The following is a 23,264-nucleotide window of genomic DNA, read 5'->3' as shown; positions in this document are numbered from 1 at the left end:
CGGCTTCGCTGGGTTGAACCGTCGGCGGCCACGGGCTTGAGGGCGGGGCCGGAGTCGAAGGCAGCTGTCGCGGAATCCGGCCGTGGAGCCTGCGCAGGACAAGCCGAACGCCGGATGGGCCGACTGCGGGACGGCCCGAAGCCGGGGCACGGCGAACTCAGGACAGACCGAAGCCGGGACAAGGCGACAGCGGACGGGCCGAGCGCAGGACAGGTCGAAGCCGCGACAAGGCGAACGTGGAATCGGCTGAGTGCGGGACGGGCTGGGTGCCGGACAAGTCGAGCGTGGGAGGGGCCGGACACCGGACAAAGCGACCGCGAGCAAGGTGCATGCGAACGGGCCTGCGCCGGACAAGGCGAACGCCGGGTGGGTCGGGGACCACCCGGCGTTCGATGGAGCGCGAGGATCAGCAGGTGCCGTTGTCGGTCCAGACGCCGTCCGGGCCGGTGGTACCGGGTTCCTCGCCCTGGGTCCACCACTTGGCGGTCCACTTGTGGCCGTTGTGGGAGACGGTGTTGCCGTTCGTGTAGACCTGCGTCTTGGACCATTCCGTGGCGGCGCAGGTGCCGGGGCTGGTAGGCGGACTGGTCGGCGGGCCCGTCTGCGGCGGGGTGGCGCCGGCGAACTGGGTGGTGAACTTCGTGAAGTCCCAGTCGTTCTGCTGGACGTTCGAGCAGACGCCGTTGTCGGTCGTGCCCACGCAGGCGCGGTCGCGGTTGACCGACCAGAAGGTGAAGCGGCCGAGTTTGTGGCTGGTCGCGTAGTCGTACACCGTCTGGAAGTCCGAGAGGTTGAAGATCTCCGCGGCGTCGGACTTGCCGTTCATGCCGGAGAAGCCCTCGTGCGAGTACGCGGTGGCGCTGTCCCAGCCCATGTGGCTGACGAGCAGGCCGTGGAACGCCTCCAGCGCGGACACCTGCGACGAGCCGCCGTTGAAGCCGCCGTCGAAGGGCATGATGGAGAAGTTGTTGGGGGAGAAGCCGATCGACTTGGCCTGGTCGAGCAGCTGCGTGCCGAACCAGCCCGTGCCGGCCGCCGTGCCCGGCATGGTCACCGAGACGAACAGGTCCGGGTTGTTGGCCTGCAACGTCTTCGCGGCGCCCAGCTCGTTCGCGATCGCGGCGGTGTTTTCGTACTCGGGCTCTTCGAGGTCGAAGTCGATCGCCTTGAGGCCGTACTTGGTGATGACCTGCTGGTAGGCGTCGGCCGTCGCGGAGACGGAGCCGCAGGTCTGGCCGAGCTTGGTGCCGCCGTAACCGCCGACGGACACGGAAGCGTCGCCGCCGGCGCCGCGGATCTTGCTGATCACACCGGCCACGGCCGTGTCCGAGGACACCGCGGACGTGCCGTCCCAGGTGGGCGAGCAGCCGCCGCCGTTGGGCGCGAGGATGAACGCCAGCTGGAACGCCTTCTGCCCGGTCGCGTTCATCACGGTGACCGGGTCGGGCGGGTTGTTGCTCTGGGGCATGAGATACGGGGCCGACGCGTACCAGTTGTTGCCGAGCGCGGCGGGGGCGGCCGCGGCATCGGGCTGCGCGTTGGCGGTCGCGGCCAAGGTCGCGGCAGCCCCGAGCACGGTGGCGGCGGCGATCCCGACGGCGGCCAGTCTGCTTCGTCGCATCTGTCCTCCAACTGTCGAGGCGAGGTGCGCTACAGCATTGGACTAGACCATTGCGAAGTCAAGGCGTAAGGCGGAGCTTCCGACATCCGTAGGGCGGCTACGGGCGATATGCCGGGATTGGTGACGTCGCGTTCACCCTGGCGGCCCAACCGGATCGTCCTCGCGCGCCGGGACCACTGTGGCCAGTGGTCCGGTCGCGGCAGTGGCGAACGCCGGGAGGGTTGGCCGGGCCCGGGATCGCGGCGGCTGACCGAGTGCGGCTCGCGGCGGGGGAGGGCGGGCTGCGGCCGGGTGGCGCGGCCACGGGTGGCTGGGCGGTTGGGGATGAGGCGGCGCGGCAGCCGGGTGGTGCGGTGGCGGAGTGGTTGGGCACCTGGGGATGAGGCGGCGCGGCAGCCAAGTGGTGCGGCGGCGAGGATGCCTGGGCAACCACCTACCGCAGCAGCCACCGACCGCAGCAGCCACCGACCGCAGCAGCCGCTGACCGCGCCAGCCCACCCGCCAGGTCACTCGCTTTCCAGGTCGCCTTCCAAGGTCAGGTAGACGTCGCGGAGTTGGGCCAGGAGGTCGGGGTCCGGTTCGGACCACAGGCCGCGGTCGGCGGCTTCGGTGAGGCGCTCGATGATTCCGCGCAGGGCCCAGGGGTTGGCTTGGCGGAGGAAGTCCTGGTTGACCTGGTCCAGGACGTACGACTCCGACAGCTTCTCGTACATCCAGTCGCCCACCACGCCAGCCGTGGCGTCGAAGCCGAAGAGGTAGTCGACGGTCGCGGCCAGTTCGAAGGCGCCCTTGTAGCCGTGTTTGCGCATGGCGGAGAGCCAGCGCGGGTTGACGACGCGGGCGCGGAACACGCGCGCCGTCTCTTCGCCCAGGGTGCGGGTGCGGACGGCGTCCGGCGTTGTCGAGTCGCCGACGTACGACGCGGGAGCGGTGCCGGTCAGGGCGCGGACGGTGGCGATCATGCCGCCGTGGTACTGGAAGTAGTCGTCGGAGTCGGCGATGTCGTGTTCGCGCGTGTCGGTGTTCTTCGCGGCGACGACGATGCGCTTGTACGACTGCTCCATGTCCTCGCGCGCCGGGCGGCCGTCGAGGTCACGGCCGTAGGCGAAGCCGCCCCAGACCGCGTACACCTCGGCCAAGTCCTTGTCGTCGCGCCAGTTGCCGGAGTCCATCAGGGGCAGCAGGCCCGCGCCGTACGCGCCGGGCTTCGAGCCGAAGATCCGGGTCGTCGCGCGGCGGGAATCGCCGTGGGCAGCCAAATCCGCGGAGACGTGCGCTCGGACGTAGTTCTCCGACAGCGGCTCGTCCAGGCCGGCGACCAGGCGGACGGCGTCGTCCATCAGCGTGATCACGTGCGGGAACGCGTCGCGGAAGAAGCCGCTGATCCGCACCGTCACGTCGATGCGCGGGCGGCCCAGCTCCGACAGCGGGATCGCCTCGATGCCGGTGACGCGCCGTGACGCTTCGTCCCACACCGGCTGCACTCCCAGCAGCGCCAGCACCTCCGCGGCGTCGTCGCCCGACGTCCGCATCGCCGACGTGCCCCACACCGAGAGCCCGACCGAACGCGGCCACTCGTGCGAAACGCTGTCCTCGCGGTACCGGCGCAGCAGCGAATCGGCCAGCGCCTGACCCGTCTCCCAGGCCAGCCGGCTGGGGATGGCCTTCGGGTCGACGGTGTAGAAGTTCCGGCCCGTCGGCAGCACGTTCACCAAGCCGCGCAACGGCGAACCGCTCGGGCCGGCCGGGATGTAGCCGCCGTCGAGGGCGTGCAGCACGGCGTCCAGCTCCGCGTCGGTGCCCGCGAGTCGCGGCACGATCTCCGTGGCCGCGAACGTCAACACGTGCGCGACCTGCTCGTCGGGGCTGCCCAGCACCTCTGCCACCACAGCGGCCACGGACGCAGGCGCCCAGGAGCGCGCCTCCATCGCCTCGACCAGCGTCCGGGCAGTGGTCTCGATGGCGTCCACTTCGGACAATGGCGTGTCGGAATTCTCCTTGAGCCCCAGTGCCGAGCGCAGGCCGGGCACCGCGCCCTGCTTGCCGCCCCACATCTGCTGGGCGCGCAGCATGGCCAGCACCAGGTTCACCCGCGCCTCGCCGACCGGCGCCTCGCCCAGGATGTGCAGGCCGTCGCGGATCTGGGCGTCCTTGACCTCGCACAGCCAGCCGTCGATGTGCAGCAGGAAGTCGTCGAACTCCGCGTCGTGCGGGCGTTCGTCGATGCCGAGGTCGTGGTCCAGCTTGGCGGCCTGGATCAGCGTCCAGATCTGCGCGCGCACGGCGGGCAGCTTCGCCGGGTCCATCGCGGCGATGTTCGCGTGCTCGTCCATCAGCTGCTCGAGCCGCGCGAGGTCGCCGTACGACTCGGCGCGCGCCATCGGCGGGATCAGGTGGGCGACGATCGTGGCGTGCGCGCGGCGTTTCGCCTGCGCGCCCTCGCCCGGGTCGTTGATCAGGAACGGGTAGACCAGCGGCAGGTTGCCCAGCACGGCGTCGGGCGCGCAGGCCGCCGAGAGCCCGGCCGTCTTGCCCGGCAGCCATTCCAGCGAACCGTGTTTGCCCAGGTGCACCACGGCGTGCGCGCCGAACTCCTCCTCCAGCCAGCGGTACGCGGCGAGGTAGTGGTGGCTCGGCGGCAGGTCCGGGTTGTGGTAGATCGCCACCGGGTTCTCGCCGAACCCGCGCGGCGGCTGGATCATGATCACCACGTTGCCCGCCTGGAGCGAGGCCAGCACGATGTCGCCTTCGGGATTCGACGACGTGTCGACATACAGCTGGCCCGGCGCCGGGCCCCAGTGCTCCTCCATCGCCTCGCGCGACTCCGCGGGCAGCCGCGCGAACCACTCGCGGTACCGCGCGGCCGGCACGCGGATCGGGTTGCCCGACAGCTGCTCTTCGGTCAGCCACTCGGGATCCTGGCCACCGGCCGCGATCAGCGCGTGGATCAACGCGTCGCCGTCCGGCTGTTCGGTACCGGTCGGCTCGACGCCGGGGAACGCGTCCGCCCCGAGGTCATAACCCCGGGAACGCATCTGCCGCAGCAGCTTGATCGCCGACGCCGGCGTGTCCAGCCCGACCGCGTTGCCGACGCGCGAGTGCTTCGTCGGGTACGCCGACAGCATCAGCGCGATGCGGCGCTCCGGCGGCGGCGTGTGACGCAGCCGCGCGTGCGCCAGCGCGATCCCGGCGACGCGGGACGCGCGCTCGGCGTCGGGCACGTAGCGGGGCAGGCCGTCTTCGTCGATTTCCTTGAAGGAGAACGGCACCGTGATCAGCCGGCCGTCGAATTCCGGCACGGCCATCTGGTTGCCGGCGTCCAGCGGGGTCAGGCCCTCATCGCTGCCCGACCAGGTCTCGCGGTCGCTGGTCAGGCAGAGCGCCTGGAGGATCGGCACGTCCAGGCCGGCCATCTCGGCGACGTCCCACGCCTCGTCGTCGCCACCGGCGCCGGCCTCCGACGGCCGGGTGCCGCCCGCGGCCAGCACGGTGACCAGCAGCGCGTCCGCGCGGCCCAGCTCGGCCATCATCTCCGGCTCGCGCGTGCGCAGCGACGCGCAGTGGATCGGCAGCGCCCGCCCGCCCGCGGCCTCGATCGCGTCGGCCAGCGCGTGCACGAACGCGGTGTTCCCGGACAGGTGGTGCGCGCGGTAGTAGAGGATCCCGATCACCGGCCCGGCGTTCGGGGACGCGGGCCGCTCCAGCACTCCCCAGGCGGGCTGCACGGCGGGCGGCTCGAAGCCGTCGCCGGTGAGCAGCAGCGTGTCGGACAGGAAACGGTGCAGCTGGGTGAGGTTCTCCGGCCCGCCCTGCGCGAGGTACGCGTGCGCCTCCGCCGCGATGCCGGACGGCACCGTCGAGAGCTTCATCAGCTCCGCGTCCGGCGTCTGCTCACCGCCGAGGACGACCACGTGCGAACCGGACGCGCGCAGCGTGTCCAGCCCCTCCTGCCAGCTGCGCGGGGTGCCGAGGATCCGGACCACCACGATCGACGCGCCGTCCAGCAGGCCGGGCAGCTCGGCGAGGTCCAGGCGAGCCGGGTTCGCCAGGCGGAACTCGCCCTCGGCGGCCCGGGCGCTGAGCAGGTCGGTGTCCGAAGTGGACAGCAGCAGGATCACGGTGTTCCTCACTCGGGGTGTCCGCGCCCCGGGTCGTCGGTCGCGCCGGCGGGAGTTCCTGGCTCCCCGGATCACTCCGGGTCACAGTGGCGGGACCGTCCCGGACTCTCACCGGGTTCCTCCACCTGCCGACGCGTGGTGCCCGCTCACTCTCGCCGGGTGCGGCCACGTGCGTCAAGGTGACGTGTCAGACCACGCGCACCGCGACGATCGGCCGCTCGCCGGCGGGATGGCTGCGCCGGGCCGTGACGCTCCACGCGTAGCCGCCGAAACCCCCGGTGGCCGGGTCGGCGTGGAACACCATGTGCCCGCGCCCGGCGCCCTGCCCACCGGGGCTACGGCTGTCCGGGAACTCCGCGGAGGTGCCGTGCGGATCGGCGGTGCAGTCGGCGACCGGCACCCGGTACGCGCCGGCCCCGTCGGCCACCGGCGCGCCCCGGACCAGCACGATGTGCCCGGTGTTCACCGGCCGCCGGTGGCCGTAGTCGATCACCACCAGGTCGCCCGCCCGCAGGCCCGCGACCGTGTCAACGGGCTCGAAGTGCGGCACGGCGCGGCGGCTGAACACCCACCAGTACGTGCGCGAGGGCGGGCTGACCGAGCGGAAGTGCGCGGTGAAGAACTCGTCGTCGGCCCAGTCGTAGGCGCGTTTGAGCACCTGGGTCTGGAACGACGCGCACTGCGTGTGGTTGCGCCACGGCTCGGCCCAGCTCACCACGTCGGGCTCGCCGGACGCCTTGTACCGGTTGTGCTCGGCCGGCACGTGGTCGATCAGCAGCTCGGCGGCGCGCAGGTGTTCGGGGACGATCACACCGTCCTTGATACCCCGCCGGTCAGCCCGTGTGCTCGCGGTCGCCGATCCGCGGGAACGGGGCGGTGGAGAACAGCACCTCCACCGCCACCTCGAAGAACTCCGCGATCCGCAGCGCCAGGTGCAGGCTCGGGCTGTACTCGCCGCGCTCCAGGTAGCCGATGGTCTGGTAGTGCACGCCCAGCGCGTCGGCCAGCTGGCGGCGGGAGATCCCGCGCTCGGCGCGCAGCACCGAGATCCGGTTGTAGACGTTCTCGCTCATTCAGCCTCCGCGGGAGGAAGTACGTCGGCTGTGCTCACGGTGCTCACGCACGCTGCAGCGCCCTTTCCCGTCGTGCCGCCACCGAAGACCCGGACTCCCGCCGTGCCATCCGGCGCAGCAGGATCGGGGCCAGCACCAATCCGATCACGGCCCACGCGGCCAGCACGCCGAGGGTCGCCCACGGCCGCCAGGACTGGCCGATCTCGACCACCACGGCGGAGTCCGGCAGCAGCGCCGAGGATCTCGATCGTCGTCGTCTTGCCCGCGCCGTTCGGCCCCAGCAGGCAGAGCACCTCACCGCGGTGCGCGGTGAACGCGACGTCGTGCAGCACGTCGTTCGTCCCGTAGCGCATCCGCAGTTCTTCGACGCGCAGGACTGCTTCGCCCTGATTCCGCATCGGAACCACTCCCATCTCACCTGTGCGACCAAATATAGCATATGCACTACATCCGATCACAGGGTTGCTGAATCGTTCGCCAGCTACAGTGAGCGTCATGTGCAGCCCCGCCCGCGTGCGCGCCGACGCGTGCCCCGGTGTTTTCGCCACGCACGACGCGGCGGACGGCCCGCTGGCCCGCGTCCGGCTGCCGGGCGGCGCCATCACCGCGGAGCGCCTTCGGGTGCTCGCCGCGTGCGCCGAAGACCTCGGCGACGGCGACATCCACCTCACCTCGCGCGGCAACGTCCAGCTTCGCGGCGTCACGCGTCCCGGGCTGGCGAAGCGCCTGACAGCGGCCGGATTGCTGCCCTCGCCTTCGCACGAGCGCGTCCGCAACGTCCTGGCGTCGCCGCTCAGCGGGCTCCACGGCGGGATCGCCGACGTCCGGGGGTTGGCGCAGGCACTGGACATCGAGTTGTGCGCGCGGCCCGCGCTCGCTTCGCTGCCGGGGCGGTTCCTGTTCGCCTTCGACGACGGCCGTGGTGACGTCGCCGGTGAGGGCGCGGATGTCTGCTGGCGCGCCGTCACGCCGTCGCTCGGCACGGTCTTGCTGGCTGGCGCGGACACCGGCTGGTCAGTGCCGCTGGCCGACGCCGTTGACGCGATGCTCGCCGTGGCCGCCACTTTTGGCGAAACGCGGGGGACGGCATGGCGGATCGCCGAGCTGGCCGACCCGCAGGCGCTGCTGCCCGCCGGACCGCGCGAGCATCCGGTCGACCGGCCGGTGCGAGTGGATCCGACGGTGGGCCGGTTCGGCTCCGCGGTCGGGGTCGCGCCCCGGTTCGGGCAGTTCACGGCCACGCAGGTGCGGGTGCTCGCCGACGTCGCCGCGTCCGCCGTGGTGACGCCGTGGCGTTCGGTGGTGCTGCCTGGCGCGACCGACGCCGACCGGCTGAACGCCGCGGGGCTGAGCACTGACCCTGCCGCGCTGGAGATCACCGCGTGCATCGGGCGGCCGGGCTGCGCGAAGTCGCTCGCCGACGTCCGGGCCGACGCCGCCCAGCTGGTTCCCGGTGGCGTCCGCGCGCACGTCGCCGGCTGTGCACGCCGCTGCGGGCGCCCGGCCGGGGCCCACCTGGACGTGGTCGCCGAGGGCGGCGGCTACCGTGTCGACGGGCGGTGGACCCCGGTCTCCCGTCTGGCGGAAGCCTTGGTGAGAAAGGAAAACTCGTGATCGACTACCTGCGGGACGGGGCCGAGATCTACCGGCACTCGTTCGCCACGATCCGCGAAGAGGCGGACCTGGCGATCCTGCCCGACGACGTCGCCGGCGTCGCGGTGCGGATGATCCACTCCTGCGGCATGGTCGACCTGGTCGACGACCTGCGCTACAGCCTGGACGTGGTCGAGTCCGGCCGCGCCGCGCTCGAGGCGGGCGCGCCGGTGCTGTGCGACGCGAAGATGATCGCCAGCGGCATCACTCGCAAGCGGCTGCCCGCGGCGAACGAGATCGTCTGCACGCTGGACGATCCGAGTGTGCCGGGCCTCGCCGAGCGGATGGGCACCACGCGCTCGGCGGCGGCGCTGGAGCTGTGGCGCGACCGCTTGCCCGGCTCGGTGGTCGCGATCGGCAACGCGCCGACCGCGCTGTTCCGGCTGCTGGAACTGCTCGACGAGGGCGTCGGCGCGCCGGCCGCGATCATCGGCGTGCCGGTGGGCTTCGTCGGCGCGGCGGAGTCCAAAGTGGAGCTGGCGAAGGCCTCGCCCGCGCCGTACCTGGTGGTGCACGGGCGCCGCGGCGGCAGCGCGATGGCCGTGGCGGCCGTGAACGCGCTCGCGAGCGTGGCCGAATGACGCCCGGGAAGCTGTACGGCGTCGGCCTCGGACCCGGCGACCCGGAGCTGATGACGGTCAAGGCGGCCCGGCTGATCGGCGAGGCCGGCGTGATCGCGTACCACAGCGCGCGGCACGGTCGGAGCATCGCGCGTTCCGTGGCGGCGCCGTACCTGCGGGAAGGGCAGCTGGAGGAGCCGCTGGTCTACCCGGTCACCACGGAGACCACCGATCACCCCGGCGGTTACGAGGGCGCGATCGCGGACTTCTACGAGCTGAGCGCCAAGAAGCTGGCCGAGCACCTCGACGCCGGGCGTGACGTCGTGGTGCTGTGCGAGGGCGACCCGTTTTTCTACGGCTCCTACATGTACATGCACGAACGCCTTTCCGGGCGCTACACCGCGGAGGTGGTGCCCGGCGTGACGTCGGTGAGCGCGGCGTCCTCGGTGCTCGGCCGCCCGCTGGTGCAGCGCGACGAGGTGTTCACGGTGCTGCCCGGCACGCTGCCCGCGCCGGAGCTGGCGCGGCGGCTGGCCGACACGGAGTCCGCGGCCGTGCTCAAGCTGGGCCGCACGTTCGGCTCGGTGCGCGAGGCGTTCGCGGAGGCGGGCAAGCTGGACGACGCGTGGTACGTCGAGCGCGCGACCTGGGGCGAGCAGCGGGTGCTGCCGCTCGCGGACGTCGACCCGGCCTCGGTGCCGTACTTTTCGTTGGCGCTGCTGCCAAGCCCGGCTTATGCGTCCCGCGTGGACGGTGCTCCCGAACCGGCTGTTGCTACGGCTGAAACCACTGAAGGCGGCGAGGTCGTGGTCGTCGGCCTCGGCCCGGCGGGCCCGGAATGGCTGACGCCGGAGGCTTCGGCGGAGCTGGCGGCGGCGGACCACGTGGTGGGGTATGGGCCGTACGTCGCGCGGGTGCCGCAGCGCGCGGGCCAGCAACGGCATCCGTCGGGCAACCGGGTCGAGGCGGACCGCGCGGCCGAAGCGCTGGAAATGGCCGGGGCCGGTGCGCGGGTGGCCGTCGTCTCCTCCGGTGACCCCGGGGTGTTCGCGATGGCTTCGGCGGTGCTGGAGCAGGTTTCGGCCGGCGTCGGCGCGGGTGTGCGGGTGCGCGTGGTGCCGGGGGTGACGGCCGCGCAGGCCGCCGCTGCCCGCGTTGGCGCGCCGCTGGGCCACGACTACTGCGTGCTTTCGCTTTCGGACCGGCTGAAGCCGTGGGAGATCATCGAACGCCGGCTCGACGCGGCGGGTGCGGCGGATCTGGTGCTGGCGCTGTACAACCCGGCGTCACGCACGCGCGTGACGCAGCTGGCGTCGGCCCAGGAAGTGCTGCTGCGCCACCGCTCGCCGGCCACCCCGCTCGTGGTGGCCCGCGACGTGGGCGGGCCGGAGGAGGACATCCGCGTCACCACGCTGGGCGGGCTGGACCCATCCACTGTGGACATGCGGTGCCTGCTGATCGTGGGCTCGTCGCAGACTCGCGTGGAGGCCGGGCCCGGCGGCGCGGCGATCGTGTGGACGCCGCGCAGCTACCGCTGAAGTGCCGTCAAGGACTCCTTGCCCGCGTGGCACGCCGGTAAGGAGTCCTTGACGGCGTCGGCTCAGCGGGTCGGGTCCTTTCCGTTGGGCTGCTTGGGACCCGGCCCGGGCGACCACCAGCCCCAGACGGTTTTGCTGCTCCGGTGGATGGTCGGCGCGATGCCCTCGGTGAAGGGCTCCACCTGCAGCAGCTGGCCCCACGACTGGCTGGGCTGGCCGAGCAGGTAGCTGGGCACCTCCGGCTCGTCGGCCAGCTCTTCCAGCCAGCCGTTCGGGCCGCCGTTGGTGCTGGACGCCCAGTCGGCCTCGTCGGCCAGGCTGCCCGCGGTGATGCGGTAGTCCGGGACCTGCGAGACGCCGTCGTGCGAGGTGACCGGGTTCGCGCACGGGTAGACGAACGACGCGGGCCAGTCGATATACACGGACTTGCCCGCGAGCTTGTCGGTGAGCGTGGTGAACGTCGGCACGCGCGGGGCGGACGCGGCGATCCAGCCGTCCTCGGTCAGGTCGTTGTCGACGATGTTGATCCGCACCGCGTTCGTCTCCGGCGGCAGGTCGCGCAGGTTGATCCGGGTGTCGCCCCAGCCGCCGGTGCCCGCGCCGGGCGGCAGCACGAACTGGCTGCGCAGGATCTTCACCCCGGCCGCGGTGTTCACGCCGTAGTCGAGGCTGACCGACGTCGGACGGCGCGCCTGGCCCGCGGTGGCGACGACGATCTGACCGTCCGCGGGCTTTTCCGTGAGCGCGTACCAGTCGCTGCGCAGCCGGCCCGCGCGCGTCTGCGTGTCGAGGTAGCTGCTCCACATCGGCACCTGCGCGGGCGTGAAGCCGTGCGGCGGCTCGGCGAGCGGGTCCTTGTCGTCGGTCGGGCGGGTGTGGAAACCGGTCTGCACGCGGCCGTTGTCGAGGTCCGGGTTGGGCAGCGGCGAGGTTTCCTCCGGCTTCACCGGCACGGTGCGTTGCTCGGCCTGCGCGTGCAGGATGCTCTTCGCCGGGTCGCGCTCCACCATCACGTGATCGGAGAGGTTGCAGCTCTTGCCGAACAGGTGGCCGAAGTTCGCCGCGCCCAGGCTGTAGCTGCCGGACTGGGTGTGGATCGCCATCGCCATCGTGTAGAACTCGCCGACGGCCGCCAGCCCGCACACCACCACCAGCGACAGCGAGCCCAGCCGCAGGGAACGGCTGCGGCCCTCCTGCGACGCGGCGGCCGCGCCCGGCCGGTTCGCGCGGATGTTCTCCACGAACGCGTAAATCCCGGCGACCGCGGCCGCCACCAGCAGGATGGTGGACAGCGAAATGCCGCCGAGCGAGGGCGCCACGTTGGTCCACGGCACGCCGAGGCGCGAGACGAACCAGTACGTGTTCGGCCCGGTCGCGGCGAGCGCGCCGACCACCAGCAGCCCGGCCAGGAACGCCGCGCGGTTGCGGTTCGAGCGCAAGACCGTCGAACTCGTGGCCAGCGCGGTCAACGCGGCCATAGCGGCGCCCACCGCGGCGAACGCGCCGAAGTGGTGCGTCCACTTCGTCGGCGTCAGCGCGAGCAGCAGGAAGAACAACGCGACGGTGCCGATCAGCCGGCGGCTCGGGCCGAGCGCGGCTCCCGGGATGCGGCCGCGGCGCAGCAGCACGACCAGGCAGGTTCCGGTGCACAGCAACACCAGCAGCACCGGGAAGCGGCGCGGCGCGGAGCCGTCCGGCAGGTTTTCGAACAGCAGCTGGTAACGCACCAGCTCCTGGAACCACGACAGGTTCGGGCCCACCGCGGTGCGGATGCGCGTGGCCTCCTGCACGGTGGCGAACGTCTGGTCGGCGAACACCACCACCAGCACCAGAAGGCCCGAGGCCGCGATCGGCGCGAGGATCGGCAGCCAGCCGTTCGTCGCGCGCTGGCGGACCAGCTTGAACAACGGGCGCGCGGCGACCAGGAACGGGGCCACGGCGATCAGCCCGGTCGGCGTCGCGGCCAGGGTGAACGCGGCGGCGGTCAGGCCGAGGCACAACGGCAGCAGTCGGCGGGTGACCAGCGCGCGCTCCACCGCGCAGATCGCGAGCAGGGAACCCAGTGCTGCCACCGGTTCCGGCCGGACGCCGTTGTTGTACGGCATCCACCAGACCAGGAACACCGCCGCCGCGGCCCAGCCCGCCGCGCGGCTGCCGCGCACCTGCGTGCCCAGCCGCGGCATCACCTCACGGCTGATCAGCAGCCAGCTGATCACGCCGAGCAGGTAGGACGGCAGCCGGATCCACGGCGGTACCACGCTGACGTGCGCCATCAGCTCGTACACGTGGTAGAACCAGCCGAACGGCGCCTCCGCGACGCCGAACCAGCGGTGGTAGTTGGTCAGGAAACCGGTCTGCTCGGTGACTCTGGCCATGGTCAGGATGTAGCCGTCGTCCGAGGTCACCGGCCCGATGAAGACCCACGCGCCGAGCGCGAGGATCACCGTCGCGTCGCGCCCGGTCAGCCGCCACCAGCCGACCGGCGCCCAGCGGGGCGCGCGCCGCGCGAAGCCGGAGTCCATCCGCCACACCACGATCAGGCAGCCGATGAACGCCAGCAGCGCGAGGATCCCGACGCCGAGCTTCAGCGGCGTCGGCGAGGTCTGGTAGCGCGTGTCCGGCACGACCGTCACGTGCAGGCCCGCGATCGGGTCGCGCGCGGAGTTGATCGAGGAGTAGATGCCGACCACCCGCGGGCGGACGTCGCCGGTCGTGTGGAACACCGTGGTCCCGGCGACCGAGAGCGTCATCTGCGAAGCGTCCGAGCTGAGCTTCACCGTGCAGCCGTCCTGCGGCAGCGGTTGCTGCACCAGCTGCTGACCCTGGCTGGAGGCGAGAAGGACACCGTTGTCGACGCGCAGCTGGAGGCCGACACCCTTGCCCGCGCGCGGGTCGGTGCGGCCGTCCGGGACGGTCGCGAGCAGCAGCGCCGGGCCGTTCGTGCGCGCGTCCAGGGAGTGGATGGCCGGGCACGGCACTTCCGCTTGCAGGTCCTGGGCCCAGTAACCGGTCAAGGGCGCGTTGAGGGAACGGGTGTCGGTGCCGGTGGGCCACGAGAACTCCGCGGTGTCCTGCACGACCGGCAGGAAGGGGAAAGCCAGGGCGCAAAGAGCCGAAAGCAACCCCAGCGCTACGGCAATCGGACGCATCGGCGGAGGCTAGCGTGTGATCGATGTCGGTTACGCAGACCCCTGGTCAACGTGGGTCCGAAGCGTCGTCATGTCCGCGGGGTGAAGCGTTCGTGGTGGACCGCGTCGGCGAGCGGGGTGCGGCGGCGCCAGCCGTGTCGTTCCAGGTCCGGGACCTCGGCCAGTGCGGTGACCGGGCCGGTGCACAGCCAGGCCACCGGCCGGATGCCGTCCGGGATGCCGAGCAGCTCGGCCAGGAACGGCTCGCGGTAGAAGCTGACCCAGCCGACGCCGAGGCCCTCCGCCGTCGCGGCCAGCCACAGGTTCTGGATCGCCAGGCAGGCGGAGTACAGCCCGGCGTCGGCGATCGCGTGCCGGCCGAGAACCGCGGGCGCGCCCCGCCCGGCGTCGTAGGTGACCACGATGCCGAGGCTGGACTCGAGGATGCCTTCGATCTTGATGCGGGAGAAGGTGTCTGCGCGCTCGCCGTCGAGCGAAGCGGCGAAGACGTCGCGCTCCTCGCGGACGTGCTTCGCGAACGCTTCACGGGTGCCGAGATCGCGGACCAGGACGAAGTCCCACGGCTGGCTCAGCCCGACGCTCGGCGCGGCGTGCGCGGCTTCGAGCACGCGCGTGAGCACGCCGTCGTCGATCGGCTCGCCGGTGAACTCGCCGCGGACGTCACGGCGGCTGTGCAGGACGCGGTAGAACTCTTCGATCATCGGTGCAGCACCCATTCGACGGCTTCGGCGACGTTCGCCGCCACGGTGGTGGCCGGCCGGGCCGGACGGCGCACGACGACCACCGGCAGACCCAGCTCACGCGCGGCGGTCAGTTTCGCGGCGGTCATCGCGCCGCCGCTGTCCTTGGTGACGAGCACGTCCACGCCGTGCTCGGTGATCAGCGCGCGCTCACTGTCCACTTCGTACGGTCCGCGGTCCAGCAGCACCTCGTGGTGCGCCGGTAATGGCGGCTCCGGCGGGTCGACGCAGCGGATCAGGAACCACAGCTCGTTCAGGCTCGCGAACGCCGCCAGACCCTGGCGTCCGCTGGTCAGGAACACCCGGCGGCCGAGGCCGGGCAGTAGCGCGGCGGCCTCGGCCAGATCGCCGGCCCAGTGCCAATGGTCGCCTTCGCTCTCTTGCCAGCCGGGCCGTTCGAGGCGCAGCAACGGGACGCCGGTCTGCTCCGCCGCTGCGAACGCGTTGGAGCCGATGCGTTCGGCGAAGGGGTGCGTCGCGTCTACAACAGCCTCTATCTCGTGCTCGCGCAGCCACGCGGCGAGGCCGTCGACACCGCCGAAGCCGCCGACACGCACTTCGCCGACCGGCAGCCGCGGTCGTGCGACGCGACCGGCCAACGACGAGACGACGCGAAAGTCCCGTTCGTGCAACTCGGCCGCGAGGGCGCGTGCCTCCGCGGTGCCGCCCAGAACCAGGACGCTCATCCGCCGTAACCGACGGCCGAGCGCCAGCGGTCGAGCGTGCGCATGTTCGCCAGGGTTTCCGCCCAGGTCAGCTCGGGCGCCTGCCGGTCGGCCACGTGCGCGGCGACGTGGTCGGCCTCGCGGGTGAACAAACCTTGCGTCGCTTCGATCTCGATCACCTCGGGCTCGCCGCCGGTGGGAGTCAGCACGATCACCGAAGTGCCCGGCGGGCGCATCTCGTGGATCCACGCGGGTTTCGGCACATACAGCTGCCCGGTGCTGCCGTAAACGCGGATGTGGTCGTCCTGCGCGAGCCGGTACCCGCAGGACAGCTGCGCGATGATGCCGCCGGGCAGCCGGAACAGGCCCATCGCGTACTCGTCGACGCCGCGTTCGGAAAGCCGTGCCATGCCGGTGACGGTGGTGGGTTCGACCACCGCCTCGCCGGTCGCGGCCTGCGCGACCAGCCGGGCCAGCGACGTGCAGTAACAGCCGACGTCGAGGATCCCGCCGCCGCCCAGCGCGGGATCGCCGAGGCGCTCGGCGTCATAGTCGTAGCTGAACGTCACGTCGACAGCCCGGACTTCGCCGATCGCGCCGCACGAGATCAGTTCGGCCAGCCGCCGCGTCTGCGGGTGCAGCCGGTACATGAACGCCTCCATGAGGAAGACGTCGTTACGGCGCGCGGCATCAATGACCTTCTCGGCCTCGGGAGCGGTGACCGTGAGCGGCTTCTCACACAGCACGTGCTTCCCGGCCTCGGCGGCGCGGATCGCCCACTCGGCGTGCATCGGGTGCGGCGTCGCGATGTACACGGCGTCGATGTCCGGGTCGGCGAGGAGGTCTTCGTAACCGCCGTACGCCTTCGGGATCTCGAAGCGCGTCGCGAACTCGCGCGCCCGCGAGGCCGAGCGCGCGGCGACAGCGCCGAGGACGCCGTGCCGGCTCTGCTCGACGCCGGCCGCGAATTCGGCGGCGATGGTCCCGGCGGCCAGCAGGCCCCAGCGCAGGTTGGTCACAACGACTCCGGTTGGCTCGCGCGGTCACGGGTGCTCGAATACAGGAAGCTGTCGGGAAATCCTTCGGCCGCGAGCACCCGGCCGACGAAGATGGTGGCCGCCCGCGTCAGCCCGGCCTCCCGGGCTTGCGCGGCGATGTCGGCGAGCGTGCCGCGCACCACCGTCTCGCCCGGCTGGCTGGCCAGCGCGACGATCGCCGCCGGGCAGTCCGCGCCGTAGGACCCGGCCAGCTCGGCGGCCACCCGCTCGACGTGGTTGATCGCCAGGTGCAGTGCGAGAGTGGCGCCGCTGCGGGCGAAGTTGGCCAGCGTCTCGCCGCCGGGCATGGCGGTGGACCGCGCCTGCGCCCGGGTGATCACCAGGCTCTGGCCGATCTCCGGCACGGTCAGTTCACGGCGGAGGACGGCGGCCGAGGCGGCGAAGGCAGGCACGCCGGGGATCACGTCGTACGGCACTTCGGCCAGGTCGAGGCGCCGCATCTGTTCCGCGACCGCGCTGTAGAGCGAAGGATCGCCCGAACAGAGGCGGGCGACGTCGTGGCCCGCGCGGTGCGCGTCGACGAGCTTCGCCGCGATTTCGTCGAGGCTCAGGCCGGCGGTGTCAATGCGCTCTGCCTCCGGAGGGCAGTACTCCAACAGGTCCGTCGGCGTCATGCTGCCGGGGTAGAGGCAGACGCCGCAGCGCGCGAGCCTGTCGCGGCCGCGGACGGTGATCAGGTCCGCCGCGCCGGGGCCCGCGCCGATGAAGTAGACGGTCATGTTCCGCTCCGTTCTCCGGAAAGGGCTCGTGAGTGTTTATGACGGTTAGAACCGGCATAAACACTCACGAGTCCTTCTGCCAAGACCACTGGGTGACGGTGCGCGAAGGGGTCCAGCCGGTGAACCCGCCGAGCGGCTTCGCGTGTTCGACGGTGATCCGTTGCAGCTCGCCGCCGTGCTCCGCGTACGCGCGGGCGAGCACCTGCTCGGCTTCGAGCGTCACGCCGTGCGCGACGATCCGCGCGCCGGTGCCGAGGCACGCGTCGAGCAGGCCGGGGACGGTGAGGCCGCCGCCGATGAACACGGCGTCCGGCTTCGGCAGCCCGGCGAGTACGTCCGGGGCAGGGCCGGTGACCACGCGGAGTTCGGGCACTCCGAGCGTGTCCGCGTTGCGCGTGATGCGTTCGGCCCGCGCCGGGTCGCGCTCGATCGCGATGGCGCGGTTCAGCGGGTGCGCGCGGGACCATTCGACGCCGATGCTGCCCGCGCCCGCGCCGACGTCCCAGAGCAGCTCGCCGGGGCTCGGCGCGAGGTGGGCGAGGGCGGACGCGCGGAGGTCGCGTTTGGTGAGCTGGCCGTCGTGCTCGAAGGCGTCGTCGGGCAGGCCGGTGAGGGGGAGTGCGGGGCCGGCGCAGTCGAGGGCGAACACGGTGAGGGGGCCGGGGTCGTGCGTCCAGCCGTCGGCGATCTGCTCGGTTTCGGCGCCCAGGTTTTCCAGGGCGGTCAGTGTGGTGGTGGCGTAACCGCGGGCTTTGAGCAGGTCACGCAGGTCGGTCGCGCTTGCGCCGAGTACGAGCACTTTGCGTCGGGGCGCGAGTGCGCGGGTGACCCGTGACACCGCGCGGCCGACAACGGTGACCACCTCGGTTTCTTCGGCCGACCAGCCGAGGCGGGCGCGGGCCAGCGTCACCGAGGACAGCGAGGGCAGGACTTCGATCTCGTGACCGCGGTCCCGCAGGGTGGTGCCGATGCCCGAGAGCAGGGGGTCGCCGCTGGCCAGGACGCAGATCCGCTGCCCCGAGTGCTCGGCGAGGACGTCGTCGAGTGCGGGCAGCAGGGGACTGGGCCACGGTTGGGTGCGGACCTCTTCCGGCAGCGAGGCCAGCTGCCTGGGCGCGCCCAGCACGACGTCGGCCGTAAGCACGGTTTCCCGAGCTGAGCTGGAGAGCCCTGACCAGCCGTCGGCCCCGATGCCGACCACGATCAGGCGTGCTCTGCTGCCCAGGGGCCGAGCCCCCGGACCCCGCGCCGGGGGCACGCCCCCGGACCCCCCGTCGGTCACGCCGCGCAGCGCACTCGCCTCGGCAGGTTGATGTGACCTTTCTCCACGCACGTCGGACCACGCTAGACGACCGGTTTCCTGTGCGATGATCGGCCGGACGCCGACCCCGAGGAGTGCTGTTGAAGCCGTACCCGTTCACCGCCGTCGTCGGGATGCCGGACCTGCGCCTGGCGCTGGTGTTGTCCTCGATCTCGCCCGCTGTGGGCGGGGTGCTCGTGCGGGGTGAGAAGGGCACGGCGAAGTCGACGATGGTGCGGGCGCTGGCGGTCCTGCTGCCGAGTGTCGACGTCGTGGACGGCTGTCGTTTCTCGTGTGACCCGGCCGCGCCGGACCCGCTGTGCCCGGACGGCCCGCACGCGGCTGACGCGGCGGCGCACCGGCGGCCCGCGCGGCTGGTGGAGCTGCCCGTCGGCGCGGCCGAGGACCGGGTGGTCGGCTCGCTGAACCTGGAGAAGGCGCTGGCCGAGGGCGTCACGGACTACCAGCCGGGCCTGCTCGCCGCCGCGCACCGCGGCCTGCTGTACGTGGACGAGGTCAACCTCTTGCACGACCACCTGGTGGACACCCTGCTCGACGCCGCCGCGATGGGGCGCGCGACGGTGGAACGCGAGGGCGTGTCCGTCTCGCACGCTGCGCGGTTCGTGCTGATCGGCACGATGAACCCGGAGGAGGGCGAGCTGCGGCCGCAGCTGCTGGACCGGTTCGGGCTGACCGTCGAGGTCGCGTCCAGCCGGGACCCGGAGTTACGCGTCGAGGTCGTCCGCCGTCGTCTCGCCTACGAAGCGGATCCGGACGGCTTCGCGGCGGGCTACGCGGAGGAAGACGCTTCGCTGGCCGCGGACATCGAAGCGGCACAACGCCTTCTGCCCGCCGTGAAGCTGCCCGACGACGCGCTGCGGCAGATCGCCGAGGTGTGCGCGTCGTTCGAGGTGGACGGCATGCGGGCCGACATCGTCACGGCGCGCACGGCCGTCGCGCACGCCGCCTGGGCCGGCCGCGACGAGGTGACCACCGACGACATCCGCGTCGCCGCGCGGCTCGCGCTGCCTCATCGTCGGCGGCGCAACCCCTTCGACGCGCCGGGGATTTCCGAGGAACAGCTGGAGCAGGCGCTGGAAGACGCGCAGCCGCCGTCTGGTCCGGAAGACAATGGTCCGGAAGACAATGGCCCCGAAGACGACGGCCCCGGCTCGGGCTCGGCGCCGCCCGCGGAGTCGGACCAGGCGCCGGGCGAGGGCGCTCAGCAACCCCAGCCCGGAAACGGTGACGGGCCCGGGAAACAGAACACGGTCGGCGCCGGGGACACGTTCCGCGCCCGCGTGTTCCGAGTCAAGGGCACCGGTGAGGGCGAGCGCGGCCGCCGGTCGCGGGCGATCACGGACAGCGGGCGCACGATCGGCGTCCAGCCGCCGAGTGTCCGCGACGGCCGGCCGCACCTGGTGGCGACCGTGCGCGCGGCGGCTCCGCACCAGCGTTCGCGAGGCCGCAGCGGCCCGGGCCTGAAGGTGCGTACGCAGGACTTGCGGTTCGCATTGCGCGAAGAGCGCGAAGGAAACCTCGTGCTCTTCTGCGTCGACGCGTCCGGCTCGATGGGCGCGCGGACGCGGATGCGCGAAGTGAAGACGGCGGTCCTGTCGTTGCTGATGGACGCTTACCAACGGCGGGACAAGGTCGGCCTGGTGACGTTCCGTGGTGACTCGGCCGAGCTGGCGCTGCCGCCGACGATCAGCGTCGACGCCGCCGCGTCCCGGCTCGAAGGCCTGCCGACGGGCGGCCGCACGCCGCTCGCCGAAGGACTGCTGGAGGCCGAGCGGGTGCTGCGCGTGGAAGCGATCCGCGACCCGCGCCGTCGCCCGCTGCTGGTGGTGGTCACCGACGGGCGGGCGACCAGCGGGGCGGACGCCGTCGCGCGCTCGCAGGCCGCGGCCGGGCTGCTCGCCGGCGTGACCGCGATCGTGATGGACTGCGAGAGCGGGCGGATGCGGCTCGGGCTCGCGGGGGAACTGGCCGGGCATCTCGGGGCCGAGCACGTGCCGCTGGCGGACGTCGCCGCGGAGTCGCTCGCGTCGGCGGTGCGCGCGCGAACCGGGAGGGCTGCCTGATGCCACAAGGGAAACCCGCCGTCGTCCCGGAGGACGGGCTCACCACGCGCCAGCGCCGCAACCGGCCGCTGCTCGTGGTGCACACCGGCGAGATGAAGGGCAAGTCGACCGCCGCGTTCGGCATGGCGCTGCGCGCGTGGAACCAGGGCTGGTCGATCGGGGTGTTCCAGTTCGTGAAGTCGGCGAAGTGGCGCGTCGGCGAGGAAGCCGCGTTCCGCGCGCTCGGGAAGCTGCACGAAGAGACCGGCGAGGGCGGCGCGGTCGACTGGCACAAGATGGGCGAGGGCTGGAGCTGGACGCGCAAGTCCGGCACCGAGGAGGACCACGCGGCGAACGGCCGTGAGGGCTGGGCGGAGATCAAGCGCTGCCTGGCCGCGGAGAAGTACGACTTCTACGTGCTCGACGAGTTCAGCTACCTGCTCAAATGGGGCTGGCTCGAGGTGGACGACGTGGTGTCCACTTTGGTCTCGCGGCCCGGCCACCAGCACGTGGTGATCACCGGCCGGAACGCCCCGCCCGAGCTGATCGAGGCCGCGGACCTGGTCACCGAGATGACCAAGATCAAGCACCCGATGGACGCCGGGCAGAAGGGGCAGCGGGGGATCGAGTGGTAGCGCGGGTGGTGATCGCCGCGCCCGGCTCCGGGCACGGCAAGACCACCGTCGCGGCCGGGCTGATGGCGGCCTTGCGCGCGGCCGGGCACCGGGTGTCCGGGCACAAGGTGGGGCCGGACTTCATCGACCCGGGTTACCACGCGCTGGCGACCGGCCGTCCGGCCCGCAACCTCGACCCGTTCCTGCAGGGCGACGAGCGGCTGGTTCCCTTGCTGCGCCACGGTTCCGCCGGCGCGGACATCGCGGTGATCGAGGGCGTGATGGGCCTGTTCGACGGCGCGCTCGGCACGGAGGGTTACGCCTCGACGGCCCACGTCGCGCGGCTGCTGGACGCGCCGGTGGTGCTGGTCGTCGACGCTTCGGCCGCTTCGCGCAGTGTCGCGGCGAGTGTGCTGGGCTTCGCGAGCTACGACACCCGCGTGCGGCTCGCCGGCGTGATCCTGAACAAGCTGGGCTCGCAGCGGCACGAGGACGAGATCGCCTCCGCGCTGGAGGCGACCGGCGTCCCTCTGCTGGGTTCCTTGCGGCGCAACGAGAACGTGCATGCGCCGAGCCGGCACCTCGGACTCGTCCCGGCCGCCGAGCGCGCGGCGGATTCACAGCGGGTGCTGCCGGAACTGGCGGAATGGGTCGCGGGCGGGGTTGATCTGGAGGCGGTGGTCCGGGTCGCGCGCAGTGCCCCGCGGCTTTCCGGTCCGATGTGGACGCCTGGTGACTCGGCTTCCGGCCCCCGCGCGGTGGTGGCGGCCGCCGCCGGGCCCGCGTTCACGTTCCGCTACACGGAGAACGTCGAGCTTCTCGTGGCGTCGGGCGTCGATGTGGTGGACGTGGACCCGTTACGGGACAAGGCTTTGCCGGACGGTTGCGCCGGGCTGTACTTCGGCGGCGGCTTCCCGGAGGTGCACGCGGCCGAGCTGTCGGCGAACCGGGAGCTGCGCGAGCAGGTCGCCGCCGCGATCGCGCGCGGGATGCCGGTGAGCGCGGAGTGCGCGGGGCTGCTGTACCTGTGCGAGTCCCTCGACGGCTTGCCGATGGTCGGCGCCCTGCCCGCGACGGCCGCGATGACCAAGCGCGGCAAGCTCGGCTACCGGACCGCAGTGTCTCTTTCGGACAATGTGGTGGCCCCGGCGGGCGCGCGCGTGACCGGCCACGAGTTCCATCGCACCGAGGTGACCCCCGGCCACGGCGCCACCCCGGCGTGGGGCTGGGACCGCCTACGGGACGGGTTCGCCTCGGACTCGCTGCACGCTTCGTATCTGCATGTGCATTGGGCCGGGTATCCGGAATTGGCGCAGCGGTTCGCCGCCCGGGTGCGCGCGTTCGCGCCGGTGAATTCCCATGGATGAATTCGACCTGCACCACCACGGTGACCGCGAGGTCGGGCCGGGTTTGGTGGACCTCGCGGTGAACGTCCGGCTGCCCCGGCCGCCGGAGTGGCTGCGGCGAGAACTGGCGTTGGCTCTGGACACGCTCGCTGCGTACCCGGACTCGACGGCGGCTGCCGAGGCGGTCGCGGGACGGCACGGGCGCACGGTCGCGGAGGTGCTGGTGACGGCGGGCGCGGCGGAAGCGTTCACCTTGCTGGCTTCGGCTTTGCGGCCGGAGCACGCGGTGGTCGTCCACCCGCAGTTCACCGAGCCGGAGGCGGCCCTGCGCGCGGCGGGGCACGAGGTTTCGCGCGTCGTACTGTCCTCTTCGGACGGTTTCACGCTGCGCCCGGAGCAGGTCCCCGCGTCGGCTGACCTCGTGTTCGTGGGCAATCCGACGAACCCGACGTCCGTGCTGCACCCCGCGTCGACGCTGCGCGCGCTGACCCGGCCGGGCCGGCTGCTGGTGGTGGACGAGGCGTTCCTCGACGCGGTCCCGGGTGAGGCGGAGAGCCTGGCGGAGGAGTCGTTGCCGGGCGTGGTCGTGCTGCGGAGCCTGACCAAGACCTGGGGCCTGGCGGGCTTGCGCGCGGGTTACCTGCTCGGCCCGCCGGACGTCGTGGCGCGGCTGAGCGCCGTCCAGCCGCCGTGGTCGGTGTCCACTTTGGCCGGTGTCGCCACGGTGGCCTGCTGCCGTCCGGCCGCGGTGGAAGAGGCGGAGAAACTAGCCGTGACCGCGGAATCCGACCGGGAATATCTGGTCTCGGGGTTGGCCGCCCTGGGGTTGGCTGTTCTGGGCGATCCGCGGGGCCCGTTCGTTTTGGTGCGCCACCCCGACTCGTCCTTGCGCACCCGCCTTCGCGACGCCGGTTACGCGGTCCGCCGCGGTGACACCTTTCCCGGTTTGGGCCCGGAACACGTGCGGCTGGCCGTCCGCTCCCGTGAGGTGACGGACGGGTTCCTGGCCGCGTTGGCCGCGTTGCTCTGATTTCAGCCGTGGTCCGG

The 23,264-nt window shown here is 72.2% G+C and carries 17 protein-coding genes, 2 pseudogenes and 1 riboswitch; of the genes and pseudogenes, 7 read left to right on the top strand and 12 right to left on the bottom strand.

Annotated features, from left to right (window positions below; all coding sequences use genetic code 11):
- Positions 1-406 precede the first annotated feature (406 nt).
- From OG371_RS03555 to OG371_RS47325, 6 genes and pseudogenes are all read right to left on the bottom strand, one after another.
- On the bottom strand, positions 407-1,621 hold the full coding sequence (locus OG371_RS03555) for a chitinase (protein WP_329065491.1): 1,215 nt from the start codon (positions 1,619-1,621) through the stop codon (positions 407-409).
- Positions 1,622-2,127: 506 nt separating this feature from the next.
- Complete coding sequence (gene cobN / locus OG371_RS03550) at positions 2,128-5,739, bottom strand: cobaltochelatase subunit CobN (protein WP_329072900.1); 3,612 nt, start codon at positions 5,737-5,739, stop codon at positions 2,128-2,130.
- Positions 5,740-5,791: 52 nt separating this feature from the next.
- A riboswitch (cobalamin riboswitch) is annotated at positions 5,792-5,861 on the bottom strand.
- 65 nt (positions 5,862-5,926) lie between these two features.
- Entirely contained in the window at positions 5,927-6,550 is a 624-nt protein-coding gene (locus OG371_RS03545; RefSeq protein ID WP_329065489.1) for a hypothetical protein, read from the bottom strand.
- A gap of 22 nt (positions 6,551-6,572) precedes the next feature.
- Entirely contained in the window at positions 6,573-6,812 is a 240-nt protein-coding gene (locus OG371_RS03540; protein ID WP_091626801.1) for a helix-turn-helix transcriptional regulator, read from the bottom strand.
- A gap of 43 nt (positions 6,813-6,855) precedes the next feature.
- Positions 6,856-7,050, bottom strand: a pseudogene (locus OG371_RS03535) (ABC transporter permease); the annotation flags it as partial.
- Between the two features lie 40 nt (positions 7,051-7,090).
- Positions 7,091-7,165: pseudogene (locus tag OG371_RS47325) on the bottom strand (hypothetical protein); the annotation flags it as partial.
- 142 nt (positions 7,166-7,307) lie between these two features.
- Between OG371_RS47325 and OG371_RS03525 the strand changes: the two are divergent.
- From OG371_RS03525 to OG371_RS03515, 3 genes are read left to right on the top strand one after another with little or no spacing between them, the layout of a single operon-like run.
- On the top strand, positions 7,308-8,426 hold the full coding sequence (locus tag OG371_RS03525; RefSeq protein ID WP_329065486.1) for a precorrin-3B synthase: 1,119 nt from the start codon (positions 7,308-7,310) through the stop codon (positions 8,424-8,426).
- A complete protein-coding gene (locus OG371_RS03520; protein WP_329065484.1) occupies positions 8,423-9,046 on the top strand; it encodes a precorrin-8X methylmutase in 624 nt (207 codons plus the stop codon). Before OG371_RS03525 ends, OG371_RS03520 begins: the two co-directional genes overlap by 4 nt.
- Positions 9,043-10,563: a precorrin-2 C(20)-methyltransferase gene (locus tag OG371_RS03515; RefSeq protein WP_329065481.1), complete on the top strand. Its 1,521-nt coding sequence runs from the start codon at positions 9,043-9,045 to the stop codon at positions 10,561-10,563. The genes OG371_RS03520 and OG371_RS03515 overlap by 4 nt, the downstream gene beginning before the upstream one ends.
- 62 nt (positions 10,564-10,625) lie before the next feature.
- Here OG371_RS03515 and OG371_RS03510 read toward each other — a convergent pair whose 3' ends face one another.
- The 6 genes from OG371_RS03510 to cbiE form a co-directional block, all read right to left on the bottom strand.
- Entirely contained in the window at positions 10,626-13,712 is a 3,087-nt protein-coding gene (locus OG371_RS03510; protein WP_329065479.1) for an arabinosyltransferase domain-containing protein, read from the bottom strand.
- A gap of 68 nt (positions 13,713-13,780) precedes the next feature.
- The gene (gene bluB, locus OG371_RS03505) at positions 13,781-14,413 is read right to left on the bottom strand and encodes a 5,6-dimethylbenzimidazole synthase (protein WP_329065477.1); all 633 of its coding nucleotides are present in this window, start codon (positions 14,411-14,413) and stop codon (positions 13,781-13,783) included.
- Entirely contained in the window at positions 14,410-15,138 is a 729-nt protein-coding gene (locus OG371_RS03500; RefSeq protein ID WP_329065476.1) for a cobalt-precorrin-6A reductase, read from the bottom strand. The genes bluB and OG371_RS03500 overlap by 4 nt, the downstream gene beginning before the upstream one ends.
- Positions 15,135-16,136 carry a Gfo/Idh/MocA family protein gene (locus OG371_RS03495; RefSeq protein ID WP_329065474.1) on the bottom strand — a complete coding sequence of 334 codons (1,002 nt, stop codon included), beginning with the start codon at positions 16,134-16,136 and terminating at the stop codon, positions 15,135-15,137. Before OG371_RS03495 ends, OG371_RS03500 begins: the two co-directional genes overlap by 4 nt.
- On the bottom strand, positions 16,133-16,894 hold the full coding sequence (gene cobM / locus OG371_RS03490) for a precorrin-4 C(11)-methyltransferase (protein WP_329065472.1): 762 nt from the start codon (positions 16,892-16,894) through the stop codon (positions 16,133-16,135). The genes OG371_RS03495 and cobM overlap by 4 nt, the downstream gene beginning before the upstream one ends.
- Before the next feature lie 64 nt (positions 16,895-16,958).
- Positions 16,959-18,098: a precorrin-6y C5,15-methyltransferase (decarboxylating) subunit CbiE gene (cbiE, locus tag OG371_RS03485; RefSeq protein WP_329072898.1), complete on the bottom strand. Its 1,140-nt coding sequence runs from the start codon at positions 18,096-18,098 to the stop codon at positions 16,959-16,961.
- A 197-nt stretch (positions 18,099-18,295) separates the two neighbouring features.
- Between cbiE and OG371_RS03480 the strand changes: the two genes are divergently transcribed.
- From OG371_RS03480 to cobC, 4 genes are read left to right on the top strand one after another with little or no spacing between them, the layout of a single operon-like run.
- Complete coding sequence (locus OG371_RS03480) at positions 18,296-20,278, top strand: putative cobaltochelatase (RefSeq protein WP_329065470.1); 1,983 nt, start codon at positions 18,296-18,298, stop codon at positions 20,276-20,278.
- Positions 20,278-20,892: a cob(I)yrinic acid a,c-diamide adenosyltransferase gene (gene cobO, locus OG371_RS03475; RefSeq protein ID WP_329065469.1), complete on the top strand. Its 615-nt coding sequence runs from the start codon at positions 20,278-20,280 to the stop codon at positions 20,890-20,892. Before OG371_RS03480 ends, cobO begins: the two co-directional genes overlap by 1 nt.
- A complete protein-coding gene (locus OG371_RS03470; protein ID WP_329065468.1) occupies positions 20,886-22,238 on the top strand; it encodes a cobyrinate a,c-diamide synthase in 1,353 nt (450 codons plus the stop codon). Before cobO ends, OG371_RS03470 begins: the two co-directional genes overlap by 7 nt.
- On the top strand, positions 22,231-23,247 hold the full coding sequence (cobC, locus tag OG371_RS03465; protein ID WP_329065466.1) for an Rv2231c family pyridoxal phosphate-dependent protein CobC: 1,017 nt from the start codon (positions 22,231-22,233) through the stop codon (positions 23,245-23,247). The genes OG371_RS03470 and cobC overlap by 8 nt, the downstream gene beginning before the upstream one ends.
- Positions 23,248-23,264 lie beyond the last annotated feature (17 nt).

The sequence above is a fragment of the Amycolatopsis sp. NBC_01480 genome, assembly GCF_036227205.1.
Taxonomy (GTDB): domain Bacteria; phylum Actinomycetota; class Actinomycetes; order Mycobacteriales; family Pseudonocardiaceae; genus Amycolatopsis.
Note: the sequence above shows the minus strand (reverse complement) of the source record. Positions and strands in the feature narration are given on the sequence as shown.